Source organism: Rubellimicrobium thermophilum DSM 16684 (genome assembly GCF_000442315.1).
GTDB classification, from domain to species: domain Bacteria; phylum Pseudomonadota; class Alphaproteobacteria; order Rhodobacterales; family Rhodobacteraceae; genus Rubellimicrobium; species Rubellimicrobium thermophilum.
In genome coordinates this window covers 270,449-296,379 of sequence record NZ_KE557321.1, presented here as the reverse complement: position 1 = coordinate 296,379, position 25,931 = coordinate 270,449, and the positions used below count along the sequence as shown (strand labels likewise).

Here is a 25,931-nt window from a genome sequence, read left to right as displayed (position 1 = left end):
CGCTTCGCCCCCCCAATCAGCGGGCGATGATCGACAAGCTCGAGATGTTCCTGGCCCTTGCCCAGGCGCGGCATTTCGGCCGTGCCGCCGAGGCCGTGGGCGTGAGCCAGCCCACCCTCTCCGCCGCCATCCGCCAGCTCGAGGGGCAGCTCGGCGTGCTGCTCGTGCGGCGCGGGTCGCGGTTCATCGGACTGACCGAGGAGGGCGAACGCGCCCTGGTCTGGGCCCGCCGCATCGTCGCCGATGCCCGCACCATGCGCGAGGAGCTGCGCGCCGCGCGTCGCGATCTGACCGGCATGCTGCGGCTCGGCGTGATCCCGACCGCGCTTGCGGCGGCCTCCCGCCTGACGGCCGCCTTCGCGGCGGCCCATCCGGCCGTGCGCGTGACGCTCCTGTCGATGAATTCGACCGCGATCCTCGAAGGTCTGGATGCCCTCTCCCTCGATGCGGGCATCGGCTATCTGGACAATGAACCGCTGGGAGAGAAGGCGACGCTCCCGCTCTTCGAGGAGCGCTATGCCCTGCTCCTGCCTGCTCGCCACGCGCTGGCCGCCCGGCCGTCCGTCCGCTGGGCCGAACTGGCAGAGCTTCCGCTCTGCCTGCTCACGACAGACATGCAGAACCGCCGCATCATCGGCGGGCTGCTGGGGGGGGCGGGGGTGCCCGTCGCCCCACGGGTGGAGACGAACTCCACCATCGTCCTGATCGCCCATGTGCTGGCCGGTCCCTGGGTCACGATCCTGCCCTTTGGCGCGGCCGAACCCTTCCTCGCGCAGGGTCTGGCCGCCGTGCCCCTGACGGATCCGGATGCCCATCACCGCGTCGGCCTCATCGCCCCGATGCGCGAGCCCCAGCCGCCGCTTCTCGCTGCCCTGATGGCCGAGGCGCGGGCCCTTCATCGATAGGAGTTTTCTATCAAGTGACGCGTCTTCGATCTTGAATTGTCTTTCGATCAGAGGCATTGCCGACTGGACGCGTGCAGCCCGAGGCCCCATGCTCGACGATACCGCCCTGCCCGATCTCGCCTCCCGTCTTGCGGAGATCATCGCCACCCACCGCGACCGGGAAGGGCCTCTGCTGCCCATCCTCCATGCCGTGCAGGCCGAATGGGGATATGTGCCCCGATCCGCGATCCCGGTGATCGCGCGGGCCCTGAATCTGAGCCGGGCCGAGGTGCATGGTGTGGTCAGCTTCTATCACGATTTCCGCAGCGAGCCTGCGGGGCGCCACATCGTGCGGCTCTGTGCGGCCGAATCCTGTCAGGCGCAGGGGGGGGCGGGCGCTGGCCGCGGCGGTGTCGGAGAGGCTGGGGATCGGCATGCATGAGACCACGCCGGACGGGCGTGTGACGCTGGAGCCGGTCTATTGCCTCGGCCTGTGCGCCTGCGGACCGGCGGCGCAGGTGGACGGCCGTCCGATCGGCCGCGCCACGGCCGAGACGATCGCGGAGGCTGTGGGATGATGCGGATCTTCGTCCCCCGCGATGCCGCCGCGCGCGCGCTGGGCGCCGATGCCGTGGCTGCGGCCGTCCTGCGGGAGATCGCCGCCCGCGGCCTCGACGCGACCCTGGTCCGCAACGGCAGCCGCGGCATGGTGTGGCTGGAACCGCTGGTGGAGATCGAGACGCCGCAGGGCCGGACTGCCTTCGGCCCCTGCGCGCCGGCCGACATCCCCGCGATCCTCGACGGGCAGAGCGACAAGGCCCTCGGGCCGGTCGAGGCGATCCCCTTCTTCGCCCGGCAGACGCGCCTGACCTTTGCCCGGGTGGGCCTGACCGATCCGCTCTCGCTGGCAGAGTATGAAGCCCATGGCGGGCTTGCCGGTCTGCGCGCCGCCCTGGCCATGACTCCGGAGGAGAGGATCGCGACGGTCAGGGATTCCGGCCTGCGCGGGCGCGGCGGGGCGGGCTTTCCCACGGGGATCAAATGGGCCACCGTCGCCCAGGCCCCGGCGCCGCAGAAATATGTCGTCTGCAATGCCGACGAGGGGGATTCGGGCACCTTCGCCGATCGTATGCTGATGGAAGGGGATCCCTTCTGCCTCATCGAGGGGATGGCCATCTGCGGCCTGTCGGTGGGGGCGACGAAGGGCTATGTCTACATCCGCTCCGAATATCCCGATGCCATCGCCGTCATGGAAGAGGCGATCCGCATCGCCCGCGCGGCGGGTCTGCTCGGGCCGGCGCTGCTGGGTCAGGGTCCCGCCTTCGACATGGAGGTGCGCGTCGGCGCCGGCGCCTATGTCTGCGGAGAGGAAACCTCCCTGCTCAACAGCCTCGAAGGCCGGCGCGGCGTGGTGCGGGCCAAGCCCCCGCTGCCCGCGCTCGAAGGGCTGTTCGGCCGGCCCACGGTGGTCAACAATGTGCTGAGCCTCGCGGCCGTGCCCTGGATCATGGCTCATGGGGCGGCGGCCTACCGGGATTACGGTCTGGGCCGGTCGCGGGGAACGATCCCGCTCCAGATCGCGGGCAATGTGAAGCGCGGCGGTCTGTGCGAGGTCGCCTTCGGCCTCAGCCTGGGCGAGATCGTCCATGACATCGCCGGGGGCACGGCCTCGGGCCGCCCGGTCAAGGCGGTGCAGGTGGGTGGGCCGCTCGGCGCCTATTTCCCCCCCTCGCTCTTCGACACACCCTTCGGCTACGAGGAGTTCGACGGCGCCGGCGGCCTGATCGGCCATGCCGGAATCGTCGTGTTCGACGACAGCGTGGACATGCTGGAACAGGCGCGCTTCGCGATGGAGTTCTGCGCCGTCGAATCCTGCGGCAAATGCACCCCCTGCCGCATCGGTGCCGTACGCGGGATGGAGACGATCGACCGCATCGCCCAGGGCGATCCGGAGGCGCTCCCCCTGCTGACCGATCTGTGCGAGACGATGAAGCTCGGCTCCCTCTGCGCGCTGGGCGGCTTCACCCCCTACCCGGTGCTGTCGGCCCTGACGCATTGGCCCGAGGACTTCGCCCGCACCCGGAGGGCCGCGGCATGAGACCGTCTGCCCCCCTGCCCCGCCCTGCCGCCCGCCGCCCCGACGGGGTGTTGCGCGGATTGCGCCTGCGGCGCGCGGTCCGTGAACCGGATCTTGAGTCTTTCCTGCGATTCGCCTGCCGTCCACCCCATGCTGACGGAGGGAATCGCCCCATGCCTCATCGCCCCGCGTCCCGCCTTCGCGGGGTCACCGCCCGGAGGGCCTGCCCATGAAGGACTTCGTCATTCCCGGCCATGACGGTGCCCCGGCCTTCGACGACCGCGATCTCGGCACCCCTGCCCGGCGGTCGAACCGGACCGTGACGCTGACCATCGACGGCTTTGCCGTGACCGTGCCGGAGGGAACCTCGGTCATGCGCGCCGCCGCCCTCGCGGGGATCGAGATCCCCAAGCTCTGCGCCACCGATTCGCTCGAGGCCTGGGGGTCCTGCCGGCTCTGCCTGGTGGAGATCGAGGGGCGGCGCGGCACGCCTGCCTCCTGCACGACGCCAGTCGCCGAAGGCATGGTCGTGCACACCCAGACCGACACGCTCCGCCGCCTGCGCCGCGGCGTGATGGAGCTCTATGCCTCGGATCAGCCGCAGCAGGGGCTGGCGGGCCCGATGAACCGCGGCACCCCGCTGCAGCGCATGGCGGCGGTGGTGGGACTGAATGCCGTGCGCTACAAGGCCCCCGAAGGCGGCCGGATGGCCAGCCATGCGGAACCGGCGGACAATCCCCGCTTCCGCCCCGTGGATGCCTCCAACCCCTATTTCGCCTATGACCCGGCCCAGTGCATCGTCTGCAATCTCTGCGTGCGGGCCTGCGACGAGATCCAGGGCACCTTCGCCCTGACCATCGAAGGCCGCGGCTTCGAGAGCCGCATGCGCCCCGGCATGGCGGGGGAGGACTATCTCTCCTCGGACTGCGTGTCCTGCGGGGCCTGCGTGCAGGTCTGTCCCACCGGCTCGCTGATGGAGAAATCGGTCATCGAGCTCGGCCTGCCCACGCGCAGCGTGGTGACGACCTGCGCCTATTGCGGCGTCGGCTGCCAGTTCGAGGCCGAGGCCCAGGGCGATACCGTGGTGCGGATGGTGCCGTGGAAGCATGGCAAGGCCAATCGCGGCCATTCCTGCGTCAAGGGCCGCTTTGCCTGGGGCTATGCCACCCATCGCGACCGCATCCTCGAACCGATGATCCGCGAGAGCATCGACGAGCCCTGGCGCGTGGTCGGCTGGGACGAGGCCATCACCTTCGCCGCCACCCGCCTGCGGGCCATCCAGGCCCGGCACGGGCGGCACAGCATCGGCGGCATCACTTCCTCGCGCTGCACCAACGAGGAGACCTATCTGGTCCAGAAGCTGATCCGCAGCGTGTTCGGCAACAACAACACCGATACCTGCGCCCGCGTCTGCCATTCGCCCACGGGCTACGGGTTGCGCCAGACCTTCGGCACCTCGGCCGGCACGCAGGATTTCGATTCGGTCGAACACACGGATGTGGCGGTGATCATCGGCGCCAATCCGACGGACGGGCATCCCGTCTTTGCCTCGCGGCTCAAGCGGCGCCTGCGCCAAGGGGCCCGGCTCATCGTCATCGATCCCCGCCGCATCGATCTGGTGCGCTCTCCGCATGTGGAGGCGGCGTATCATCTCGCGCTGCGGCCGGGGACGAATGTCGCGGTGCTGACGGCGATGGCCCATGTCATCGTGACCGAGGGCCTGCATGACGAGCGCTTCATCCGCGAGCGCTGCGACTGGGAGGAGTTCCAGCATTATGCCGAATTCGTCTCCGACCCGCGCCACAGCCCGGAGGCGACCGAGGCGCTGACCGGCGTGCCGGCGGCCGATCTGCGCGCCGCGGCGCGGCTCTATGCCACGGGCGGCAACGGGGGCGATCTATTACGGCCTCGGCGTGACCGAACATTCCCAGGGATCGACCACCGTCATGGCCATCGCCAATCTGGCCATGCTGACGGGCAATATCGGCGCCCGGGGTGGGGGTGAATCCGCTGCGCGGGCAGAACAACGTGCAGGGCAGCTGTGACATGGGCAGCTTCCCGCACGAGCTGCCGGGCTACCGCCATGTCAGCGACGACGCCACCCGCGCCGTGTTCGAGAGCATCTGGGGCACGGTGATCGACCGCGAGCCGGGCCTGCGCATCCCCAACATGCTCGATGCCGCGATCGAGGGGACGTTCAAGGGCATCTACATCCAGGGCGAGGACATCCTCCAGTCCGACCCGGACACCCGCCATGTCGCGGCCGGTCTTGCGGCGATGGACTGCGTGATCGTCCAGGATCTCTTCCTGAACGAGACGGCGAACTACGCCCATGTCTTCCTGCCGGGCTGCACCTTCCTCGAGAAGGACGGGACCTTCACCAATGCCGAACGCCGCATCAACCGCGTGCGCAAGGTGATGCAGCCGAAGAACGGCTACGCCGACTGGGAGGTGACCCAGCTTCTCGCCAATGCGATGGGGGCGGGCTGGACCTATACCCATCCCTCCCAGATCATGGACGAGATCGCCGCCACCACGCCCAGCTTCGCCGGGGTTTCCTTCGCGCTGCTCGACCGTCTGGGTTCGGTCCAGTGGCCCTGCAACGAGAAGGCCCCGGAAGGCACGCCCGTCATGCATGTGGACGGTTTCGTGCGCGGCAAGGGGCGCTTCATCCTGACCGAGTACATCCCGACCGAGGAACGCACCGGGCCGCGCTTCCCGCTGCTGCTGACCACCGGGCGGATCCTGTCACAGTACAATGTCGGCGCCCAGACGCGACGCACCGCCAACACCATCTGGCACGAGGAGGACCGCCTCGAGATCCATCCTCACGATGCCGAGATGCGGGGCATCAAGGAGGGGGACTGGGTCCGCCTCGCCTCGCGTTCGGGCGAGACCTCTCTGCGCGCCACGATCACCGACCGCGTCGCACCGGGGGTGGTCTACACGACCTTCCACCATCCGCTGACGCAGGCCAATGTGGTCACGACCGACCACTCCGACTGGGCGACCAACTGCCCCGAATACAAGGTGACCGCCGTGCAGGTCTCGCTCTCGAACGGGCCGTCGGACTGGCAGCGCGACTATGCAGCCCTGACGGAACGGTCGCGGCGGATCCTGCCTGCGGCGGAATGACCGTCGCCGGCATGGTCCCCGCGCCGGCCCCCACCGCGCGCCTGCGCGTGCAGATCCCCGGCGGCGGGGAGGCAGCCCGCACCCTGCCGGAGGAGACGCCGGTTGCCCTTGTCTACAACGGCGGCACCCAGGCCGTGATGATGGCCACCCCCGCGGATATCGAGGATTTCGCCACCGGCTTCACCCTGACCGAAGGCATCGCCCCGCGCGAGGCGCTCCCCCCCGTGGAGGTGGTGGCTCATGACACGGACAGCGGTCCGGCCATCGAGGCACGGATGTGGCTGCCCCCGGATCTGGAGACCACTCTCCGTGCCCGTCGCCGGGCCACCGTCGGCCCTGTCGGCTGCGGCCTGTGCGGGATCGACTCGATCGGACAGGCGCTGCGTCCCCTCCCCCCCTGCCCGAGGCCCCTGTCACCCTGACCGTCACCGATGTCCGCTTTGCCCTGGGCGAGCTGCGCGACTGGCAGCCCCTGCATGACGAGACGCGCGCCGTCCACGCCGCGGGCTTCTGGCGCCCGGGCGAAGGGATCCTGATGGCGCGCGAGGATGTGGGCCGCCACAATGCGCTCGACAAGCTGATCGGGGCGCTTCACCGCGCCGGCATCGACTGCACTCAGGGGGCCATCGCCCTCACCTCGCGCCTGTCGGTAGAGATGGTGCAGAAGGCGGTCATGGCGGGTTGCCCGATCCTGCTGGCCGTCTCGGCCCCCACCGCGCGCGCCGTGCGCCTGGCCGATGCGGCAAATCTCACGCTGGCTTCGCTGTCGCGCGGCGCCGTGCAGGTCTTCACCCATCCCCGCGCATCGTGGCCCACCGCCCGACGCAGGACCGTGATGCGCATCGCGCCCCTTCAGGAACCGTCTGACTCCTCCCATGCCTGCCGGAAACATGCCCAAACTCGTGGCCATGGCGAACCAGATCGCCGCCTTCTTCGCGACCCAGCGCCATGCCGATCCCGCGGCCGAGGTGGCGGCCCATCTGCGCGCCTACTGGGATCCGCGCATGCGCGCGGCGATCCGCGCCCATCTGGACGCGGGGGGCGAAGGCCTCTCCCCCCTCGCGCGCGAGGCTGTTGCACGCCTGCCCGAACCGGCCCGCAGCGCCTGAGAGAAGGGGCCTGCACCCTTGGGGATCCTGCGCCGTTCCCATCCCGAGGGCGCGCGCTCCTTCTTCAGCGCAGCGACCGCGCCGCCAGCCAGCGCCGCCACTGGGCGATGGTGCCGCCAAAGGCATTGAGATCCACCTGGCCCTGCACACCCGGCACCAGGCCGGTTCCCGAATACTGCCAGAAGGTCCATCCGCGCCGGCCATAGACCTCTTCCGGATGGGCGGCGACCGAACGCAGCCACAGCTCCTCTCCCCGGAGCTGCTCCAGCCCGTTGTCCTGCCAGAAGCCCGGCTCGGTATAGATCAGGGGGCGCTGGCCGTAATGCGCTTCGAGCAGATCCAGAAAGCGCAGCACCTCGGCCCTGACATGGGCCGGGTCCGGGCGCCAGGTGCAGGTCGGCGAATGGGGGTTCCATTCGAGATCCACCACAGGGGCCAGCGCGCCGCGCTCCTTGGGCACATGGGTGATGAACCAGCGCGCCTGATCCTCGGCGCTGCGGCAGAAATAGTAGAAATGATAGGCCCCTCGCGGGATGCCCGCCGCGCGGGCCTCGGCCCAGTGGCGTGCGAAGGCCGGATCGAGGCGGTCTGCTCCTTCGGTGGCCTTGATGAAGGCGAAACTCACGCCCGCATCCCGCGCCGTGGGCCAGTGGATGGCGGTCTGATAGCGCGAGATGTCGATCCCATGGACCGGATGGGCCGCCGGCCCCGGTCCGCGCCAGAGGACGGGGCGGGCATCGCCGAAGCGTGGCGCGGCGACAGGCGCCGGGGACATCGGCACGGCCGCTCCCTGTGTCGGGGGGGGCGGTGCCAGGCTGCCACAGGCGGCCAGACCCGCCAGCATGGCCGCCACAGCGCAGGCCCGCATTCCGATCCTCATGAGGCACTCCTGTCCCCTGCCGGGTCAGTCTGGACGCCGAGGGCCGGCCGGGCAAGCCGGGCCTCGGCCCATCGGCGGCATGGTGCCGGGGCGGTGGCCTGCGCCCGGCGTCGTCAACCGAATCTTAACCTTTTTCTGCGACAAGCGGGATCGGGGCGACTGACCGTCCGATTCGCCCCCCGGGACAGGAGGAGTGAGGCAAAAGTGATGCAAACCGGCCGGCCATCTGCATGCAGGATCCGCTCAGGCGCCCTCGGCGCCGGCGCCGTCCTGCGCGCTCCAGCTCCGGAAGGCGTCGCGCATCCGCACCGTCTCGGTCAGCACGTCCTCATGCAGCGTGCCCATGTAGTCCTGATGCACCGCCTCGAGGGCGAGGTAGCCGTCATAGCCGGCCTCGCGCAGCGTGCCGAACAGGGCGGGAAAGTTGATCGTGCCTTCGGCGAATTTCGCCTGGAGCGCGCCGGGCCGTGCCTGCCGCAGATGCACATGGGCGGCATGGGGGGCGAGGTTGTCGATCTCGGCCTGCGGGTATCCGAGGCACAGGAAATGCGCGGGGTCGAGGACGATGCGCATGCCTGTCGTCTCGATCAGCCGGTGGACGAGATCGGGGCTCTCGAGCCAGGAATGGACATGCGGCTCCAGGCAGAGCCGCTGGCGCGCGCCGGGCAGTTCGAGCATCGCCTGCAGCGCTTCGGTTGCGATCTGCGCCGCATCCCGACGCGATTGCCCCGGATTGACGATTCCGGGCAGGATGAAGACGGTGGGGATGTCGGCGGCCTCGGCAAAGAGCAGCACGCTGTGCAGGTCATGCAGGTTCGCCTTCAGCGTGCCGGGCTGTGCCAGGTTCCGCTCGGCAAGAGTCCTGCCGAAGAGGTGGTAGAGATTGGCGGGCCTGATGCCGCCCAAGGTGGCGTGCAGGCGTCGGGCCTCGCCTTCGGGATCCTGCAGGATGGCGTCCCGCGACAGGGCCGAGCGGTAGAAATAGCCCACATCCACCGCCCCGATCCCCAGCGTCCGGGCCAGGCCGGCGACTTCGGTCAGCGTGAGCTGCGGGAAGGACCAGCTCGTGACCGAGAGGCGCATCTAGCGTCCCTCCACCTTTTCGATGCGTCCCGATGCGGCGGCACGATACAGCGCATCGAGGGCGGCCGTGACGCGCCAGCCGTTCAGGGCGTCCGATGCGTTTTCCACCGCCTCGCCGCGGCAGAGCCGTGCGAAGGCCTTCACGGGCAGCGATCCGTCATAGAGCCCTTCGAGATCGGTGAGGGGCAGGGCCTCGTCTTGACCGTCATGGCGCCGCAGTTCGAGCCGGGCCGGCAGGTTGGAGAAATGGATCATGCCCTCGGTCCCATAGAGGCGCACATCGGTGTGCATGCCCACATGCTTGGGCACCGTGGACGCCCCCGACAGCGCGAAGGTCGCCCCGTTCGCGAATCGTCCCATGGCGGCATCGTAATAGTCCACGCCGGTGGGCGACTTCACATCGAGGCATCCGATGCAGTCGAGCCCCATGTCTGTGACATAGGCGACCCAGGCCAGCGCATGGGAGAGCTGTCCCCAGCCATAGCCGCCGGCGCGTGCCGGGTCGGACCAGGTGGAGGGGGGTGGACGGAAGAGGTGATCGGCGGTTTCCGCCATGGGCCTGCCGGCGAAGAGGTCGTCGAGGGGCGATCCCATCTGGCACACGACATGGCGCAGCGTTCCGATGCGCCCCGAGCGGACCCATTGCGCAGCGCGGGCGGAAAAGCGCGTGAAGTTCAGGCCCGTAGGCACCATGACCTGCCGCCCGCTGCGTGCGGCGGCTTCGGCGATGGCGCGGGCATCCCGTGCGGATGTGGCCATGGGCTTCTCGACGAGGACATGGCACCCCCTCGAGTCCGGCGATCGCGGGTCCGGCATGGGCGACATGGGGCGTGGCGACCACCAGGCCATCGAGCTGTTCGGTCGCCAGCATCCGGTCGAGTCGTCATGGCGCGCGGCGATGCCGAAGCGATCACCCGCGACGCGGAGCCGCTCTGCATCCAGATCGCAGATCGCGGCCACGTCCACCCCTTCACAGGACTGGAGTGTGGGGATGTGCATCGTCACCGCCCACCAGCCGATGCCCACGACTCCGATCCGGGCCGTCATGGCAGTCTCCTCCCTTGTCATGTGGCGGCAGATTGCGGCGGAGAGGGTCTTGCGGTCAAGTGGTCAGACCGCTTTCGGTTGACTGGCCTCCGGACCTCAGCCTGGCGCCGGGCGACGGGTCCTCCGGATGGGGTCGGCTCGCAGCCCATGGGGCGCTTCCCCGGAGGCACGACCGCCGCGATCGGGCGGCCTGCAGCCCCCATGGAGCCCCTGCCGGAGCGGCTGCGATCCGTCCCGTGCGGATGTCTCGTGTGGATGTCTCGTGTGGATGTCTCGTGTGGATGTCTCGCGCGGATGTGTTGTCGATCATTACACTCAGGATTGACGTCGGGCTTTCCGGCGTGCAGGGTCCGCTCTGCATCCTGCCGATGAGCGGGCCCCTTTCCGGGATGAGCGCGATGATCGTCTGCCACTGCACCGGCATCACCGATTCGGAGATCCATGCGGCCATCGACTGGATGCGTGCCGCCGATCCCACGACGCTCATTACGCCGGGCAAGGTCTATCGCGCGCTGGGCAAGCGGGCCGATTGCGGGGGCTGTCTGCCGCTCTTCCTTGCCACGATGCAGGCCAATGCTAACCTGAAGGTTCCGCAGGGCATCCCGGTCCTGCGTGCCAGACGGAAGGACAAGGCAGGATGAAAGGCGACCCTCAGGTCATCGACTATCTCAACCGAGCACTCCGCAGCGAACTGACCGCCGTGAGCCAGTACTGGCTCCATTACCGTCTCCAGGAGGACTGGGGTCTTGGCCACATGGCCCGCAAGTCGCGCGAGGAAAGCATCGAAGAGATGCACCACGCCGACAAGCTGATCGCCCGCATCATCTTTCTCGAGGGGCATCCCAATCTCCAGAAGCTGGATCCCCTGCGCATCGGCCAGAATGCGCGCGAGACGCTCGAGGCCGACATGGCCGCCGAGAAGGATGCCATCGCCCTCTACCGCGAGGCCTATGCCTATTGCGACAAGGTGGGCGACTATGTCAGCAAGAAGCTCTTCGAGGAGCTGCTGCAGGACGAGGAAGGGCATCTCGATTTCCTCGAGACGCAGCTCGAACTTCTCGACCGGGTCGGCCAGACGCAGTACGAGCATCTGAACGCCGATCCGATGGACAAGGCCGATTAGGGCGAAGACGGCAGGACCGGACACCCGCGCGCGCCCTTCTTCCATCGCGCCGTCCTTCCATCAGGGGCGGAAGGATGCGGTCGAAAGGGGATAGGGTTTCCGAAGGCAGGGGCCTGCGGCGCCCTGCCGACCAGCCGGAGCGGTCAGCTTCTCCTGCTGGACCCGAGGCTGCGGCGTCCGCGATGGAGGCGCCTTGGGTCACCTGGCGGGGCGGCTCCTCCACCTGCCGCAGAAGCCTGACCGGCTTCGGTCATCTCCGCGTGACCCTGCGTCACGAAGGAGACGGGCGCGGGCGGTCCCGGCGCGCGCCACCCGCAAACCCGGATTCGCAAAGACCACTGTTCGCGCCGCGCCGCGCCTGCCGGTCGGGTTCTGTCCGAGGGCTCCGGGGCGGATCCGGCCCGCGCTCCATCCGGCGCGGGCCGGGCATCAGCACTTGACGACCGCGGGCCGCAGCTGGTCGCCCCAGCAGCCGGTCCCGCAGTGATGGCGGGCTGCGCGGATCATCTCGATAGCCAGCCCCTCGGCCACAGCCTCGCGGATCGCGCGATTCAGGGCCTCGGCCTCGCGCAGCACGATCGCCATGCGGGTCTTCTGGGCTTCGGTGAGGGTCGCCTCGGGAATCATGTCGAACATGGCTTATCCTCCGGTGAAGGGGGTCAGGCAGGCTGGAACTGGGCGGTCTCGGTTGAATCCTTCAGCGCTGTGGTCGAGGACCGGCCCTGCGTGATCGTCAGGGAGACGAGGTCGAAATACCCGGTGCCCACCTCGCGCTGGTGGCGCACTGCGGTGAAGCCGCGTTCCGTGGCGGCGAATTCCTTCTGCTGGAGCTCGGCATAGGCCGCCATGCCGCGGTCGCGATAGCCGTCCGCAAGGTCGAACATCGAGAGGTTGAGGCTGTGGAAGCCGGCCAGCGTGACGAACTGGAACCGGTATCCCATGGCGCCCAGCTCGCGCTGGAACCTGGCGATGGTGGCATCGTCGAGCCGGGCCTTCCAGTTGAAGGAGGGCGAGCAGTTGTAGGCCAGGAGCTTGCCGGGATATTTCGCATGCACGGCCTCGGCAAAGCGGCGCGCCTCTTCCAGATCGGGATGCGAGGTCTCCCACCACAGCAGATCCGCAATCTCGGCATAGGCAAGGCCGCGGGCGATGCAGTGATCGAGGCCGGTGCCGGGCTTCAGGCGATAGAACCCTTCGGGGGTGCGGGCCTCGCGGTCGATGAAGGGATGGTCGCGTTCGTCGATGTCCGAGGTGATGAGCTGGGCACTTTCGGCATCGGTCCGGGCGATAATGATCGTGGGGACGCCCATGACATCGGCAGCCAGGCGGGCCGCGACAAGATTGCGCTCATGCGCAGCCGTGGGGATCAGGACCTTGCCGCCCAGATGACCGCATTTCTTCTCGGAGGCGAGCTGGTCCTCGAAATGGACGCCGGCAGCCCCTGCCTCGATATAGGCCTTCATGATCTCGAAGCTGTTCAGGGGGCCGCCGAAGCCCGCCTCGGCATCGGCGACGATGGGCACATACCAGTCCCGCGTGACGCGGCCTTCGCTGGCTTCGATCTCGTCGGCGCGGCGCAAGGTGCGGTTGATGCGGCGGCAGAGCTCAGGCCCGGCATTGGCCGGATAGAGCGACTGATCGGGATACATTGCGCCGGCCGTGTTGGCATCGGCCGCCACCTGCCAGCCGGAGAGATAGATCGCCTTGAGCCCCGCGCGGACCTGCTGCATCGCCTGGTTGCCGGTGACAGCGCCCAGAGCGTTGATGAAGGGTTCGTCCTGCAGGCTCTTCCAGAGCCGGTTGGCGCCGCGTTCGGCCAGCGTGTGCTGGATGGTGAGGGATCCGCGCAGGCGGATCACATCCTGCGGGGCATAGGGCCGTCTGATCCCGTCGAAGCGGCCCGGCGGCGCATGGGGGACAAGATCCTCGAAACCGAGCTGGGTCATGGTCGGACGCTCCCATCTGATCCGGTGACAGGGGGGATGATGCGCCCATGCCGCGCTGCGGCAAGTCGGACAGGGGAACCGGAAGGCAGGGTTGAAAAAATTCTACATTTGTGAATCAGTAAAAATAACACTTATTGTATGAGGTCGCACATGGCTGCCGATGCACGGCGCAAGGTCATGGCCGGGCCCCAGATCCGCCGCCTCCGCCACAGCCTGGGGCTCAGCCAGAGCGCCATGGCTGCCGAACTCGGCATCTCGGTGAGCTATCTCAACCTGGTCGAGCGCAATCAGCGCCCGCTGACCGCCCAGCTCCTGATCCGTCTGAGCGAGACCTATGCCATCGATGCCCGCGATTTCGCCAGCAGTGAGGAGGCGCGGATCCAGACCGAACTGGAGGAGATCCTGGCCGACCCGGTGCTGCGGGGCCAGCCGGTGCCGCGCGCCGAGATCCGCGCCGCCCTCGACCAGGCGCCCGGCGTGGTGGCGGCCCTGCGCAGCCTTCATGCCGCCTATGCCGCCTTGGCCGAGCTGCAGGGCGGTCTCGCCCAGGCCGCCCCCGCCTCCGAGCGGGGAGAGCCCGCCATCCTGCCACAAGACCCAGTGGAGCGGGTGCGCAACCTGCTTCAGGAGGCACAGAATCACTTCCCCGCGCTCGAGGACGCAGCCGAGCGGATCGCGACCGAGCTGCCGGAGGGCGACCGCCTCGCAGCCCTGACCGCCCGTCTGCGCGAGCGGCACGGAATCCGCCTGCGGATCCTGCCGTATCGCGAGATGGGCGTCACCTTGCGCCATTACGACCGCCACCGCCGTGTCCTGATGATCTCGGAGCTCGTGGAGCCTCCGGGCCGGACCTTCCAGGCCGCCTTCCAGCTGGGTCTGATGGAGGCGGCCGGACCGGTCGAGGAGAGGCTCGATGCGGCCGCCCTACCCGAAGGGGCGGCGCGGCGGCTCGGGCGGGTGGCACTGCTGAATTACGTGGCAGCGGCGATCCTGATGCCCTATGCGCCTTTCCTCGCCGCTGCGCAGGAGACGGGCTATGACGTGGACGTGCTGGCCGCTCGCTTCGGCGCCAGCTGGGAACAGGTCGCGCATCGGCTGACGACGCTGGCCCGGCCATCGGCCCGCGGCATTCCCTTCTTCATGATCCGCGTGGACGCGGCCGGCAATGTCTCCAAGCGCTTCGCCTCGGGTGCCTTTCCCTTTGCCCGGATGGGCGGCACCTGCCCGCGCTGGAACCTGCACGAGGCCCTGGCCCGTCCCGGCCAGACCCTGACGCAGGTGATCGAGCTGCCGGACGGGGCGCGCTGGTTCTCGGTGGCCCGCGCCGTGCGGCGCATCGCGATGCCCTGGGGCGAGATCGAACCGATGTTCGCCGTCGGCCTGGGTTGCGAGATCAAGCATGCCGGCGCCCTGGTCTATGGGCGCTCCGTCCGGGAGATGCCCCCGGTCGCCATCGGCCCCAACTGCCGGCTCTGCGAGCGGCCCCATTGTCCCTCGCGCGCCGCCCCGCCCCTGACCCGGCCACCGGACATGACCGAAGCCACGCGGGGCCTCTCACCCTTCGGCCTCTGAGCGGAGGGCGCGGGCGGGCACGTCCGGAATGGCAGGCTCATGGCCTTCCTCCAGCTTGCGCCGGTAATCGGCCATGCGCTGTTCGATCTCCTCCCGCTCCGCCTGGCCGAGCGGTTCGGGACGGCGGTTGAGCCGGGCCGCCTCCTCCGGATCCACCCGCAGCCGGGCGATGACGGGGAAATGGTCCGATCCCACATTCGGCCCCAGCCGGAAGTCGATCATCGCCATCTCCTCGCTGACGAAGAGCTGGTCGAGAGCGCAGCGGATCAGGGGATTGCCGGCATGGAAACTGGCATAGAGGCCGCGCCCCACCCGCGGATCGAGATAGCGTCCAAAGGTCTTGTAGAGCCGCGAGGTATGCGACCAGGCGGCATCGTTGAAATCCCCCATGACGACGACGGGCACATCCGTCCGGCGCGCAAAGCGGGCGGCATAGAGGATCTGCGCGTCGCGTTCGTCGGTATCCACGCCGGGGACGGGGGGCTGGGGGTGCAGGCCCAGGAAGTGAAACAGCCGTCCCCCCTTCGTGCGCAGCGAGGCGAAGACGGCGGGGGTGGTATCGGGCGTCAGATGCACGATCCGCGCCTCCTCCACCGGCAGGCGCGTGGCGAAGACCAGACCGTAACAGTCCGGGCGCGGCTCGGACAGGACCGTGGGATAGCGGGCCAGCGTCTCCCCCAGAGCCGTCACCCAGGTCCCGTCCGTCTCCATGAGGAACAGGACATCCGGATCCTCGCGCGCGATCAGGGCGGCCACGCGGTCGTGCTGGCGGTTCTCCATCAGCACGTTGATGGCGAGCAGCGCCACCTCGTTCGGGTCGCCGCGCCGGGGGGCGAAGCGCATCTCCCGCCGGGCCAGAGGCGTATAGGGACGGATGCGGTGGAGATGGTAGAGAAGACCGGCGCCGCTCATCCCTGCCAGGGTCCAGCGCAGGGGCCCCTCCAGCCACAGAAGGCCCATCACCAGGACAAACCCCAGGCCTGCGGCAAGCTGGAGACGGGGAAAGTCCCACATCCGCACCCACCAGGCATGGCTGCCTGAAAGGGGCAGAAGCGTCAGGACAAGGAGGACCACCGCCAGGAATGCCAGGAGCCAGTTCATCTCCCCTCCGCCAGCAGGACGGCAAGCCGGCGGGAAACGGCCTGCCTGCCCTCAGGGTTCCCGGGGGCAGAAAAGATCGTAGAGCAGGGCGATAAGACGCTCCACACGGTCGTCGGCCAGGCTGTAGAGCACCGTCTTGCCGTCGCGGCGCGCCGCGACCAGCCCCTCGAAGCGCAACCGCGCGAGCTGCTGGGACACCGCGGCCTGCCGCGCACCGAGGCGCCCTTCGAGTTCGCCGACCGTCTTCTCCCCCCCGGCGAGATGGCACAGGATCATCAGGCGCTGTTCATGGGCAAGGGATTTCAGATAGTCCGCCGCGCGCCCCGCCGCCTCGGCCATGCGGTCGGCCTCGAGAGGCGGGGACGCAGCAGAGGCCGGCCCTTCGGGAAGGGGTCTGGTCATTCGGCAGCCTCCACCCGTGCCGCCGTGGTGGCGGGTGACAGGGTCTGCAGGGCCTCGTACTGGCTCAGGAAGACCCGACCGGACAGATCGCGCAGAAAGGGTGTGCCGGCCAGGCGATCCATGACCGGCCCCTTCACCTCGGCCAGATGAAGGGCGATCCCGGCCTCGCGCAGCCGGTGGTCGAGCGATTCGAGCGTCTCGAGCGCGCTGAAGTCGATCTCGTTGATGGCCGAAGCCATCAGCACGACATGCCGCACGGGCGATCCGGCGATACGGTTGAGGATCCAATCCTCCAGGGCGCGCGCATTGAAGAAGGTCAGGCTCTGGTCGATGCGGACCTGCAGCACCGCCGGATCGGTCAGAACCGCGTGACGGCGGATGTTGCGGAAATGCTGGGTGCCGGGCACCAAGCCCACCTCGGCGATATGCGGCCGCGCCGTCTTGAACAGATGCAGGACGAGCGACAGGATCACCCCTGCCGTCACCCCGGTCTCGACCCCGAAGCCCAGGGTTGCGACGATGGTTGCCGCGACGGCCGCGAAATCGGCCTTGGAATAGGTCCAGGCACGCCGCAGCAGACCGAAATCGACAAGCGAGAGCACCGCGACGATGATCGTGGCGGCCAGTGTCGCCTGCGGCAGCCAGGCGATGAGCGGCGTCAGGGTCAGCGAGGCGACGGCCAGACCCAGCGCCGTGAAGGCACCGGCTGCCGGTGTCTCGGCCCCGGCATCGAAATTGACGACCGAGCGGGCAAATCCCCCCGTGACCGGCATCCCTCCGGTGAAGGCCGCGCCCAGATTGGCCGCCCCGAGCGCCACCAGTTCCTGATCGGGGCGGATGCGCTGGCGCTTCTTCGCGGCCAGGGTCTGGGCGACCGAGACCGACTCCACGAAGCCGATGATGGAGATCAAAAGCGCGGGAACGGCCAGCGCTCCCAGCAACTCGAGGGACAGCGGCGGCATCGTCAGCGGCGGCAGGCCCTGCGGCACCTCGCCCACGAGGCGCACCCCATGCGAGGCCAGATCGAGGCCCCAAGCGGCTGTCGTGGTCGCCGCCACCGCAAGGACGGGGCCGGTGCGGGCCATCATCCCTGCGGCACCCGAGCCCAGGCCGAAACGGATCAGCAGGGGCCGCAGGCTGCGCCGTGACCAGACAAGGAAGGCAAGGGCCCCAAGCCCGACCGCGACCGTCGGCCAATGAATGGCGCCCAGATGCGCAGCCAGGGTCGCGATCATCTCGGGCAGCGTGTCGCCCCCGGCCTCGATCCCGAGCAGATGGCGGAGCTGACTCGTGGCGATCAGGATACCCGAGGCGGTGATGAAGCCGCCAATCACCGGATGCGACAGGAAGCTGGCAAGAAAGCCCAGCCGCAGCAAGCCCATGGCCACGAGCATCAGGCCCGAGAGAAGGGCCAGGGTCAGAGCGACCGCAGCAGGCGGCAGGCCGGTCCGCGCGGCAACGGGCCCGGCGGCGGCGGCGGTCATCAGCGCGATCACCGCCACCGGCCCGACAGCCAGCGCCCGCGAGGTGCCGAAGAGCGCATAGAGGATCAGCGGCAGGATCGAGGCATAGAGCCCCGTGACAGGCGGCAGACCGGCCAGCATCGCATAGGCAAGCGACTGGGGGATCAGCATGATCGTGACGATCACGGCCGCGAGAAGGTCGGCCGAGAGCGCCTGCCGGTCATAGCGGCGGCCCCAGTCGAGCACCGGGAAGTAGCGGGCAGCCCCGCTCAGGATCGAGGACATCTTGACACCGGGCATGGCGGGATGATTGCGGGATTCCACAAGGTCAGCCAGCGGCCTGCGGAAGGGAAGCAGGCCTTGCCGCCCATTCCCGGCCCTTCAGCATGCCCCGCCAGTAGATCGGCGGCAACAGGCGTTCCTTCAGGAACCAGGCTGCCCGGCTCGGCCTCGTGCCATCGATCAGCCAGGACGGAAAGGTCGGCAGGAGCTTTCCGTCATAGCCGAACTCGGCAAGCACGATGCGCCCCTTCTCGACGGTCAGCGGGCAGGAGCCATAGCCGTCATAGGCGGCGACATCCGGCCGGCCGGCGATATCGGCGATCACGTTTGCGGCCACCACGGGGGCCTGCTTGCGGGCGGCGGCCGCTGTCTTGGCATTGGGGGTGTTCGCGACATCGCCCAGCGCCCAGACATTGCGGAACCGGACATGGCGCAGACTGTGCCGATCCACATCCACCCAGCCGCTGGCATCGGCCAGGGGCGAGGCGCGCACGAAATCCGGGGCCGTCTGGGGCGGCACCACATGAATCATGTCGAAGGGCATCTCGACCGTCTCGACCGGCATGCCGGGACGGGCCACCTCGAAGCGGGCCCGGCGCGCCGGCCCATCCACGGCAACAAGCCGATGGTGGAACTGCGTGCGGATGCCGTATTGCTGCACATAGCGTTCGAGCGCCGGCACATAGGCTGGCACCCCGAAGAGAACGCCCCCTGCGTTGCAGAAGCTGATCTCGATGTTCCCGAGAACCCCGCGGCGGCGCCATTCGTCAGCGGACAGATACATGGCCTTCTGCGGGGCCCCGGCGCATTTGATGGGCATCGGCGGCTGGGTGAAGAGCGCGCGCCCCCTGCCCATCTCCTGAACGAGATGCCAGGTATAGGGGGCGAGGTCGTAGCGGTAGTTGGACGTCACCCCGTTGCGGCCCAGCGTCTCGACCAGGCCTTCGATACCGTTCCAGTCGAGCTTGAGGCCCGCAGCAACGATCAGCCGACGGTATTTCACCACCCGGCAGCCTTCGAGAATCACGGCATCCCTGTCCGGCTCGAAGGCCGCAACGGCGGCCTTGATCCACCGCACCCCCTTCGGAATGACCGCGGCCATGGTCTGGACGGTCGATGCCGCATCAAAGACCCCGGCCCGACCAGCGTCCAGCCGGGCTGGTAGTAATGGACATCCGCCGGATCGATGATCGCCACATCAAGATCGGAGGACCGGGCCTTCAGCGAGGCCGCGACCGCAATGCCGGCGGCCCCGCCGCCCACGATGACGACATCATGGGACGCATCGGCCCCGTCGGCGGGGATGCGACCGCCATTGGCCAGGCGGCGGGCCAAGCCGGACAGATCGTAGCCGGCGGCCTTCGCTGTCGCCAGGATGGCCGACACGGGACGCGACCCGGCCGCGGACAGGGCCCAGAGCGTGGTCACGCGCATCCCGGAACGGCAAAAGGCGAAGACCGGTCCCGGCATCTCGCGCAGCGCGGCCGCAAAGGCTTCGGCCTGTTCGGACGATGCCGGCCCCGCCACCGGGATATGGCGTGCCTCGAGGCCGGCGGCACGGGCCGCCGCCTCGATCTCGGCGAATGAGGGCTGATCCGGCCCCTCGCCATCCGGCCGGTTGCAGATGACCGAGCGGAAGCCACGTGCCGCCAGCTCGGCCATGTCGGACGGTTCGATCTGCGGGCCGACCGACAATGTCGCATCGATGGGCGTGATCTGCATGACTGCCGCCCTTTCAGAGGCCGTTGACCGGAACCTTGAGCATCGGCCTGCCCGTCGGATCCTTCGGAATCTCGCCTGCGCGCATGTTCACCTGCAGCGAGGGGATGATGAGCTTCGGCATGGAGAGCGTGGCGTCACGCTCGGTGCGGAACTTGATGAACTCCTCGCGCGTGCGGCCCTGGCCGACATGGATGTTGTGGGCCTTCTCCTCGCCCACCGTGGTCTCCCAGCGGATCTCCCGCCCGTTGGGGCCATAGTCGTGGCACATGAACAGCCGCGTCTCGTCGGGCAGCAGGAAGATGCGCTGGATCGAATCATAGAGCGTGCCCGCATCCCCGCCGGGGAAGTCGGCCCGGGCCGATCCGCCATCGGGCATGAACAGCGTATCGCCGACAAAGGCCGCATCGCCGATCACATGCGTCATGCAGGCCGGCGTATGGCCCGGTGTGGCCAAGGCATAGGCCGTCATCGTGCCGATCCGGTAGCTGTCGCCATCCTCGAAGAGGCGGTCGAACTGGCTGCCGTCACGCTGGAATTCGGTGCCTTCGTTGAAGATCTTGCCGAAGGTCTCCTGCACGACGGTGATCTTGGCGCCGATGCCGATCTTTCCACCCAGATGCTGCTGGATGTAGGGCGCGGCAGAGAGGTGATCGGCATGAACATGGGTCTCGATCAGCCATTCGAGCTTCAGACCCCGCTCGCGCACACGAGCGATCATCCGGTCGGCGTGGACATAGGCGATCCGGCCGGCGGCATAGTCGATATCCATGACCGAATCGATGATCGCGCAGGCGTCGGAATTCGGATCCTTGACGATGTAGCTGATGGTGTTGGTGGCCTCGTCGAAGAAGCCCTCGACTTCGGGCTTGACGGACAGGTCGGGGGTGAAGGGCAGCGGTGCGATCATGACGAGTTCTCCATCCGGGCAGGATCAGGCTACGGCGCGACGAGCCTGGGTGGCACGCAGGGCACGGACCAGAAGCAGACCCGCTGCCATGGCCGCGACGAAAAGGACCACCTCCCAGCGTGCGGTCCCCAGCGCGGGCAGGGCGCCGCCGGGGCAGAAACCGGCGATTCCCCAGCCGGCGCCGAAGCCCAGCGAGCCGAGGATCAGCGGGGCATCGATGCGCCGGGTGTCGGGCAGATCGAAACGGGGCGCCATCACCGGACGCGCGCGGCGCCGGAACAGGATCGCATAGCCCGGGCCCGCCACCATCAGGGCACCCCCCATGACGAAGGCGAGCGAGGGATCCCAGGTCCCGAACAGGTCGAAGAAGTTCAGGACCTTGGCCGGGTTTGCCATGCCGGAGATCAGGATTCCGAACCCGAACAGCAGACCGATGCCGAAGGCGGACAGGATGCGCATGTCAGACTCCGATCAGGTGACGGGTGACGAAGACGGTGACGAAGGCCCCGGCCATGAAGGACAGCGTGGCCAGAATGGAACGACGCGAGAGCCGTGCGAGGCCGCAGACTCCATGGCCTGAGGTGCAGCCGCTTCCATAGGCGGTGCCGATGCCGACGAGCAGACCGCCCGCCACAAGGGCGGCGGCACTGACCGGCACCTCGATCTCGGGACCGCGGCCGGTGAGAAGCCACAGGAGCGAGGGGGCTGCGATCATGCCGGCCAGCAGCGCGGCTCGCAGCCGCCAGGCAGCCGCATCGTCGAAGCGCAGCACACCACCCAGAATGCCGGTGGCGCCGAGGATCCGCCCGTGCAGCGCCATCAGCAGCACGGCCGCGGCCCCGATCATCAGCCCCCCCGCCAGGGAGGCCCAGGGCGTGAATGCGGTGACAGACAATTCTTCCTCCTCTTCGGATGCCTCCATATGATATTCATATATCAATATGTCAATAGATAAGAATCGTCCCTGCCGCCCCGCCGATGTGCCACTCATGGCTTGACGGCATGATCAGTCCCGAACAACCTGCAACAGGCCCGTCGCCCATCAGGGGCAGGTCCGACGGGGGGCCGGGGGCGATTGCCCTGACGGGCCGGAACGGAATGGGGGCGCCATGTCGGGAAGCTGTGCGTGCAGTGTCATCCTCAGCGGCACTGGTCCCCGGTTCTGATGCGCCGGAAATCTCTTCCGCGCGATGCCTGTCCGTCCTGTCGCGTCTTCTCCGGCCGTCGTGGCGGCGGCCGGCTCATCTCGGTCGGGCCCGGCTCCCGGCCCCGGCCGGACCAGATCTGCATGAGGGGCACGCATGGCCTGTCTTGAGCAGCACGAGATCCAATCCCTTGTCGCGCTGAGCAATCCCTATCAGCAGCTCGATCGTCTCGCGGGCCGTCTGAAGGGCGGGGATGTCGTGATCCTCGCCTGCGGTCCGTCCCTGTCCGACTATGCGCCGGACGAACTCGAACGCCTGCTCGCCGGGCGCTGCGTGATGGCGGTCAAGCAGGCCTTCGACGTCGTCCCCGAGCTTGTCGATTTCCAGATTCTCAACACCTGGAACAGCCAGCGCTACGATTACAGCCGTCGCCGGCCGTTCATCATCCGCGAGACCGCGATCGGCGATCCGCCGGTCTTCGGAGAGGCCGATCTGGAGCTGACGGTTGCGCGTCCCAGCGCCTTGTCCGAGCAGCTGGCGATCCGGCAGAATTTCGCCGACTATACCTTCGACCGGCAGATCGATCGCCCCTGGGGCCCCGGGGTGCTCTATGAGATCGGGTTCTATCTGGCCCTGCATCTGGGCGCGGGGCGTATCATCACCCTGGGATGGGATGTGGGGGTCCGCGCCTCCTCGATCATGCCCCATTTCTATGATCGGCCCAATCCGCGCAAGACCGCCCTTCTTCATCGCTCCATGGCCATCCGCAGCCTTCATGAGCGCAACCGCTTCCGCCATGACGCAGGCGTCCTCTACAACAAGCCGCGGATCATCGCCGACGAGGTCGATGCCTGCATCGCCGCAAGCGAGGGCTGGCATCGCTACCTGCAGGAGCAGGGGGTGGAGCTGATCGTGGTCTCCTCCGGTTCGCTGGTCTCCCCGTCCATCCGGCGTGCCCGGCTGGAAGATCTGATCGTGCCGGAACCGGTCGCAGCCGCTGTTCAGAGGTGTCAGGCATGAAACATCAGGATGAGGGGCTGAACCTCCTGATACGCCCGGAACAACCGGAGATCCGCTCGGGCTGGTCCGTGCGCACGGTTGACGCCCGGCGCAGCCTGATCCATCTGCGCGGCTGGATCCTGTCGGCGGCCAGACCCGAGCGTGTCGAATTCGCAAAGGCAGACGGGACAGTGCTGTTTTCCTCCGATCTGACGGAGCGCAGACCGGACGTCTCGGCCCGACTGGACCTGCCGGGTGCCGAGTCCTTCGGTTTCAACCTGGTGCAACCGACGGATCTGATACCCGGCGAGACGCTGACGGCCCGGTTCCTCGACTTCGAAGGTCAGACGATCCATGTCAGCGAGGTCCAGCTGACCGAAGGGGTCGTCAGGGCTTCCGTGACGGATGGGGGGGTGCTGAAGAACAGCCTCTCCCTCAGCGAGGCCGTGCTGGTCGGTCTGGAGGGAGATTTCCTGTTGCGCGGCTGGGCCAGCCCGCATCTCGGCGTGGCGCAGATCCGCTTCATGATCGAAGGCGACCTGGTCGGTTTCTGCACGCTGAACGCCCACCGGACCGACCTGTCCGACAGGACATCCGCAGGGGACAGCGAGCACCCCGGCAACAACGCCTTCGTCTTTCAGGGTCACAGGCCCGGGATCATGCCGGGCACGCCTGTCGTCGCCGTCTTCCATGACCGGAACGGGCGCCTGCTGGGAGAAGCCTCCCGCCCGCTGTCCTACGAATTCCGCCTGCATGATTTCCGGGCCATCTACGATACGGAGAGCCGCCAGCTTCGCGTGAAGGGTGCCCTCTTTTCGGATCGTCAGATCCGGGCGCTGGCCGTCCAGTTCCAGTCCGGCCGCAGCCATGCCATCACCCGGCTCTTCCTGCCGCGGCCGCAGGATGTGCGCTTCGATCCGAGGGGCCGGACCCTCTATTCCGGTTTCGAGGACCGGATCCCTCATGTCGGCGAAGGCGACAGCCGCAATCTCCATCTGGAGCTGTTCTATGCCGACGGGGGACAGCGCCGGTGGCGCGTGCCCATCACGGCCCTCGCCTTCGACGAACCCGAAGCGGCGATTGACGAGATCACCATCGACTGGGTGACGTCCAGCCTGTCCGTCAAGGGATGGTATCGCAGCTTCGAGCCGGTGACGGACGTCGAGATCCATCTGGGGGAGGAGCGGGTCTTCGGCATCCCTCTCTGCACGGCGAACGAACAGGTTCAGAAGCAGTTCGGATTCCGCGGTCCGATGGCGCAGGGCTTCACGGTCTCGGGCCCCCTCGATACGGCGGTCGATCATCCCGAGGCGCTGTTCGCCCCCGCTGTCCCGGCCAGGCTGGCCCTGCGCCGGAAGCGGCAGATCCTGCTGGACAATCCTGCGTTGCCCGTGGCCGTCAAGGCCCGCATCGGCGCGATGACCGGGCTGGTCTTCGACCGGCGCAAGAACCTGTTCCATGCCGAAGGGTATCTGGCCATGCCCCGGATTCCCGCCCGGGCACAACTGCTGATCAACGACCGTCCGGTCGACGAGCCCTTGCCCTTCTCGCTTTCCATGCACGAGGGAATCGGGCACTTCTCCTTCACCCGGATCATCAACCACGCCATGCCGCCCGGTTCGCAGGTGAAGCTGCGCTTCGTGGATGACCGGGGGCAGGTTCTGGGCGATCTCGCCGCGGGCGACACGCCGCTTCTGTCCGTCTCACGCCAAGGAGGCGTGGATGGTCTGTCGTCCGAGCAGCTCGCCGCCCATCTGGTAAAGAGATATCTCGCCGTTCCGCGGGCAAAGACCCCCACCATCTGCTTCATTTATCAGGGTAGTGTCACCTTTGCGGCCGGCGGCGGCATCCAGCGGCTTCTCGATCTGATGCAGAGCGCCCATGCGGCGGGTTATCGCACTGTCCTGATCGACCGCAGCGAACCCTGGTCGCTCAGTATGTGGCCCGACACCTATCGAGCCATGCGAGCCTATTGCGATGTGCATCTGCCTATCCTGCAAGCCTACAAGCCGCTGATCATCAAGGAGCTTTCTGCCGCCCTCAAGGCCGAGCCGGACCGGCTGCCCAAGGGCTTCGCTCCGCTCGGCAAACCGATGGCAGAGCATCTGGCAGACTCTCTCATGAAAAGCGATCCCTCCAGCCGCAGCAGCTCTGCCGCGCTGGCTGCACGGATCGATCCCCAGTTTCTGGCCATTGCCGCCACGATCACCAATCTCCTTGATGCCGAAGTGGTCATCAGCAGCCATGTCTGGAGCGCCCCTCTGCATGATCTGCTCCTTCCCACAACTTTCGGTCTGATCGATACGGTCGATGTCCAAAGCCTTCGCGCCCGCATCTTCCATGACGCCCACAACCGGCTGGGGGCAGATGTCGTTCCTGACCCGGCCAAATACGATATAGACGAGGAAGAAGAGCTTCGCCTTCTGTCCAAGGCCAAGGCCCTCCTGACCATCTCCTCGGTCGAGCAGGATTTCCTGGCCGAACGGATCGCACCCGCGCGCCTCGTGCTGGCGGGGCTTACGGCGCGCTCCGGCGAGCCGCTACCTCCCGCGCCGGACGACAGCGCCGAGATCCTCTTCGTCGGGAACATCTACGAACCGAATGTGGACGGGATCAGCCTGTTCCTGGATCGGGCCTGGCCCGAAGTGATCGCCGCCATCCCGCAAGCCCGACTCCGGATCGCAGGCCGCGTCTGCGAGGCCCTGAAGCGGTTCTCTCGCCTGCCAGGCGTGGCGCTGCTGGGCCCGGTGGAGGATCTGGAGTCCTGCTACCGGCAGGCCGCCTTGGTCCTCAATCCGGTCCGCTTCGGGACGGGGGCCAGCGTCAAGCTTGTCGAGGCGATGGCCTTCGGACGTGCGGTCGTGACCACGCCTGCGGGCCTGCGCGCTACGAGGAGGCCGCCGATGCAGAGGCCGTAAGGCTGGCCGATCCGGAGGCCTTCGGCGAGGCCGTCATCGCCCTGCTTCGCGATCCGGCGGCCCGGCATGCCCTCGAACGGGCCGCGCATCGCTTTGCCACGGAACGGCTGCATCCCGCCAGGGTGCACGCCGGTCT

At 68.1% G+C, this 25,931-nt stretch carries 19 protein-coding genes and 4 pseudogenes; 11 read left to right on the top strand and 12 right to left on the bottom strand.

Annotated features, from left to right (window positions below; translation table 11 throughout):
* Positions 1 to 26: 26 nt before the first annotated feature.
* The 6 genes and pseudogenes from RUTHE_RS09255 (at position 27) to RUTHE_RS09230 (ending at position 7,205) form a co-directional block, all read left to right on the top strand.
* Positions 27 to 905: a LysR family transcriptional regulator gene (locus RUTHE_RS09255; protein ID WP_040645547.1), complete on the top strand. Its 879-nt coding sequence runs from the start codon at positions 27 to 29 to the stop codon at positions 903 to 905.
* 88 nt (positions 906 to 993) lie between these two features.
* A pseudogene (locus tag RUTHE_RS09250) lies at positions 994 to 1,462 on the top strand (formate dehydrogenase subunit gamma).
* Entirely contained in the window at positions 1,462 to 2,982 is a 1,521-nt protein-coding gene (locus tag RUTHE_RS09245) for an NADH-ubiquinone oxidoreductase-F iron-sulfur binding region domain-containing protein (RefSeq protein ID WP_040645647.1), read from the top strand. The pseudogene RUTHE_RS09250 and the gene RUTHE_RS09245 overlap by 1 nt, the downstream one beginning before the upstream one ends.
* Positions 2,983 to 3,190: 208 nt before the next feature.
* Positions 3,191 to 6,096, top strand: a pseudogene (gene fdhF / locus RUTHE_RS09240) (formate dehydrogenase subunit alpha).
* Positions 6,097 to 6,107: 11 nt separating this feature from the next.
* Positions 6,108 to 6,892, top strand: a pseudogene (gene fdhD, locus RUTHE_RS09235) (formate dehydrogenase accessory sulfurtransferase FdhD); the annotation flags it as partial.
* 94 nt (positions 6,893 to 6,986) lie between these two features.
* Positions 6,987 to 7,205 carry a formate dehydrogenase subunit delta gene (locus RUTHE_RS09230; protein WP_245542215.1) on the top strand — a complete coding sequence of 73 codons (219 nt, stop codon included), beginning with the start codon at positions 6,987 to 6,989 and terminating at the stop codon, positions 7,203 to 7,205.
* 64 nt (positions 7,206 to 7,269) lie between these two features.
* Here RUTHE_RS09230 and RUTHE_RS09225 read toward each other — a convergent pair whose 3' ends face one another.
* The 3 genes from RUTHE_RS09225 to RUTHE_RS09215 all read right to left on the bottom strand — a co-directional run bounded on the left by RUTHE_RS09225 (position 7,270) and on the right by RUTHE_RS09215 (position 10,215).
* Positions 7,270 to 8,085 (bottom strand): glycoside hydrolase family 25 protein, encoded by an 816-nt coding sequence (locus RUTHE_RS09225; protein WP_021098114.1) that lies wholly within the window; start codon positions 8,083 to 8,085, stop codon positions 7,270 to 7,272.
* A 243-nt stretch (positions 8,086 to 8,328) separates the two neighbouring features.
* Positions 8,329 to 9,168 carry a sugar phosphate isomerase/epimerase family protein gene (locus RUTHE_RS09220; protein ID WP_021098113.1) on the bottom strand — a complete coding sequence of 280 codons (840 nt, stop codon included), beginning with the start codon at positions 9,166 to 9,168 and terminating at the stop codon, positions 8,329 to 8,331.
* A complete protein-coding gene (locus RUTHE_RS09215; protein ID WP_021098112.1) occupies positions 9,169 to 10,215 on the bottom strand; it encodes a Gfo/Idh/MocA family protein in 1,047 nt (348 codons plus the stop codon). It lies immediately after the preceding gene.
* Between the two features lie 368 nt (positions 10,216 to 10,583).
* Between RUTHE_RS09215 and RUTHE_RS09210 the strand changes: the two genes are divergently transcribed.
* Positions 10,584 to 10,856, top strand: coding sequence for a (2Fe-2S)-binding protein (locus tag RUTHE_RS09210; RefSeq protein WP_245542214.1), 273 nt, complete (start codon positions 10,584 to 10,586; stop codon positions 10,854 to 10,856).
* Entirely contained in the window at positions 10,853 to 11,338 is a 486-nt protein-coding gene (bfr, locus tag RUTHE_RS09205) for a bacterioferritin (protein WP_021098110.1), read from the top strand. The genes RUTHE_RS09210 and bfr overlap by 4 nt, the downstream gene beginning before the upstream one ends.
* 429 nt (positions 11,339 to 11,767) lie before the next feature.
* Here bfr and RUTHE_RS09200 read toward each other — a convergent pair whose 3' ends face one another.
* Positions 11,768 to 11,974, bottom strand: coding sequence for a hypothetical protein (locus tag RUTHE_RS09200; protein ID WP_021098109.1), 207 nt, complete (start codon positions 11,972 to 11,974; stop codon positions 11,768 to 11,770).
* A 23-nt stretch (positions 11,975 to 11,997) separates the two neighbouring features.
* Positions 11,998 to 13,284 carry an isocitrate lyase gene (gene aceA / locus RUTHE_RS09195; RefSeq protein WP_021098108.1) on the bottom strand — a complete coding sequence of 429 codons (1,287 nt, stop codon included), beginning with the start codon at positions 13,282 to 13,284 and terminating at the stop codon, positions 11,998 to 12,000.
* A gap of 150 nt (positions 13,285 to 13,434) precedes the next feature.
* On the opposite strand from aceA, the gene RUTHE_RS09190 reads away from it, so the two are divergent.
* On the top strand, positions 13,435 to 14,856 hold the full coding sequence (locus RUTHE_RS09190) for an XRE family transcriptional regulator (protein WP_021098107.1): 1,422 nt from the start codon (positions 13,435 to 13,437) through the stop codon (positions 14,854 to 14,856).
* On the opposite strand, the gene RUTHE_RS09185 is transcribed toward RUTHE_RS09190, so the two are convergent.
* The 7 genes and pseudogenes from RUTHE_RS09185 to RUTHE_RS09155 form a co-directional block, all read right to left on the bottom strand.
* Positions 14,839 to 15,957 carry an endonuclease/exonuclease/phosphatase family protein gene (locus RUTHE_RS09185; RefSeq protein ID WP_021098106.1) on the bottom strand — a complete coding sequence of 373 codons (1,119 nt, stop codon included), beginning with the start codon at positions 15,955 to 15,957 and terminating at the stop codon, positions 14,839 to 14,841. The genes RUTHE_RS09190 and RUTHE_RS09185 overlap by 18 nt on opposite strands.
* A gap of 51 nt (positions 15,958 to 16,008) precedes the next feature.
* Entirely contained in the window at positions 16,009 to 16,359 is a 351-nt protein-coding gene (locus RUTHE_RS09180; RefSeq protein WP_021098105.1) for an ArsR/SmtB family transcription factor, read from the bottom strand.
* Positions 16,356 to 18,122 carry a SulP family inorganic anion transporter gene (locus RUTHE_RS09175; protein ID WP_021098104.1) on the bottom strand — a complete coding sequence of 589 codons (1,767 nt, stop codon included), beginning with the start codon at positions 18,120 to 18,122 and terminating at the stop codon, positions 16,356 to 16,358. Before RUTHE_RS09175 ends, RUTHE_RS09180 begins: the two co-directional genes overlap by 4 nt.
* 28 nt (positions 18,123 to 18,150) lie before the next feature.
* A pseudogene (locus RUTHE_RS09170) lies at positions 18,151 to 19,826 on the bottom strand (bifunctional protein tyrosine phosphatase family protein/NAD(P)/FAD-dependent oxidoreductase).
* A 13-nt stretch (positions 19,827 to 19,839) separates the two neighbouring features.
* Positions 19,840 to 20,733: an MBL fold metallo-hydrolase gene (locus RUTHE_RS09165; RefSeq protein WP_021098101.1), complete on the bottom strand. Its 894-nt coding sequence runs from the start codon at positions 20,731 to 20,733 to the stop codon at positions 19,840 to 19,842.
* A gap of 24 nt (positions 20,734 to 20,757) precedes the next feature.
* Positions 20,758 to 21,192 carry a DUF6691 family protein gene (locus RUTHE_RS09160; RefSeq protein WP_021098100.1) on the bottom strand — a complete coding sequence of 145 codons (435 nt, stop codon included), beginning with the start codon at positions 21,190 to 21,192 and terminating at the stop codon, positions 20,758 to 20,760.
* Between the two features lies 1 nt (position 21,193).
* Entirely contained in the window at positions 21,194 to 21,655 is a 462-nt protein-coding gene (locus RUTHE_RS09155; protein ID WP_040645545.1) for a YeeE/YedE family protein, read from the bottom strand.
* A gap of 379 nt (positions 21,656 to 22,034) precedes the next feature.
* Here RUTHE_RS09155 and RUTHE_RS09150 point away from each other — a divergent pair, with 379 nt between their 5' ends.
* Together RUTHE_RS09150 and RUTHE_RS09145 are read left to right on the top strand one after the other, a co-directional pair.
* Entirely contained in the window at positions 22,035 to 22,898 is an 864-nt protein-coding gene (locus RUTHE_RS09150; protein WP_021098098.1) for a hypothetical protein, read from the top strand.
* The gene (locus RUTHE_RS09145; RefSeq protein ID WP_021098097.1) at positions 22,895 to 25,795 is read left to right on the top strand and encodes a glycosyltransferase family 4 protein; all 2,901 of its coding nucleotides are present in this window, start codon (positions 22,895 to 22,897) and stop codon (positions 25,793 to 25,795) included. Before RUTHE_RS09150 ends, RUTHE_RS09145 begins: the two co-directional genes overlap by 4 nt.
* The last annotated feature ends 136 nt before the right edge of the window (positions 25,796 to 25,931 follow it).

What these genes read in the sequence shown, in the direction of transcription:
- RUTHE_RS09220 (WP_021098113.1), bottom strand. Translation starts at nt 9,168, where the DNA reads ATGCGCCTCTCGGTCACGAGCTGGTCCTTCCCGCAGCTCACGCTGACC.
- RUTHE_RS09255 (WP_040645547.1), top strand. Translation starts at nt 27, where the DNA reads ATGATCGACAAGCTCGAGATGTTCCTGGCCCTTGCCCAGGCGCGGCAT.
- RUTHE_RS09230 (WP_245542215.1), top strand. Translation starts at nt 6,987, where the DNA reads ATGCCCAAACTCGTGGCCATGGCGAACCAGATCGCCGCCTTCTTCGCG.
- RUTHE_RS09200 (WP_021098109.1), bottom strand. Translation starts at nt 11,974, where the DNA reads ATGTTCGACATGATTCCCGAGGCGACCCTCACCGAAGCCCAGAAGACC.
- RUTHE_RS09150 (WP_021098098.1), top strand. Translation starts at nt 22,035, where the DNA reads ATGGCCTGTCTTGAGCAGCACGAGATCCAATCCCTTGTCGCGCTGAGC.
- bfr (WP_021098110.1), top strand. Translation starts at nt 10,853, where the DNA reads ATGAAAGGCGACCCTCAGGTCATCGACTATCTCAACCGAGCACTCCGC.
- aceA (WP_021098108.1), bottom strand. Translation starts at nt 13,284, where the DNA reads ATGACCCAGCTCGGTTTCGAGGATCTTGTCCCCCATGCGCCGCCGGGC.
- RUTHE_RS09225 (WP_021098114.1), bottom strand. Translation starts at nt 8,085, where the DNA reads ATGAGGATCGGAATGCGGGCCTGCGCTGTGGCGGCCATGCTGGCGGGT.
- RUTHE_RS09175 (WP_021098104.1), bottom strand. Translation starts at nt 18,122, where the DNA reads ATGCCCGGTGTCAAGATGTCCTCGATCCTGAGCGGGGCTGCCCGCTAC.
- RUTHE_RS09145 (WP_021098097.1), top strand. Translation starts at nt 22,895, where the DNA reads ATGAAACATCAGGATGAGGGGCTGAACCTCCTGATACGCCCGGAACAA.
- RUTHE_RS09210 (WP_245542214.1), top strand. Translation starts at nt 10,584, where the DNA reads ATGAGCGGGCCCCTTTCCGGGATGAGCGCGATGATCGTCTGCCACTGC.
- RUTHE_RS09160 (WP_021098100.1), bottom strand. Translation starts at nt 21,192, where the DNA reads ATGCGCATCCTGTCCGCCTTCGGCATCGGTCTGCTGTTCGGGTTCGGA.
- RUTHE_RS09190 (WP_021098107.1), top strand. Translation starts at nt 13,435, where the DNA reads ATGGCTGCCGATGCACGGCGCAAGGTCATGGCCGGGCCCCAGATCCGC.
- RUTHE_RS09165 (WP_021098101.1), bottom strand. Translation starts at nt 20,733, where the DNA reads ATGATCGCACCGCTGCCCTTCACCCCCGACCTGTCCGTCAAGCCCGAA.
- RUTHE_RS09155 (WP_040645545.1), bottom strand. Translation starts at nt 21,655, where the DNA reads ATGGAGGCATCCGAAGAGGAGGAAGAATTGTCTGTCACCGCATTCACG.
- RUTHE_RS09245 (WP_040645647.1), top strand. Translation starts at nt 1,462, where the DNA reads ATGCGGATCTTCGTCCCCCGCGATGCCGCCGCGCGCGCGCTGGGCGCC.
- RUTHE_RS09215 (WP_021098112.1), bottom strand. Translation starts at nt 10,215, where the DNA reads ATGACGGCCCGGATCGGAGTCGTGGGCATCGGCTGGTGGGCGGTGACG.
- RUTHE_RS09180 (WP_021098105.1), bottom strand. Translation starts at nt 16,359, where the DNA reads ATGACCAGACCCCTTCCCGAAGGGCCGGCCTCTGCTGCGTCCCCGCCT.
- RUTHE_RS09185 (WP_021098106.1), bottom strand. Translation starts at nt 15,957, where the DNA reads ATGAACTGGCTCCTGGCATTCCTGGCGGTGGTCCTCCTTGTCCTGACG.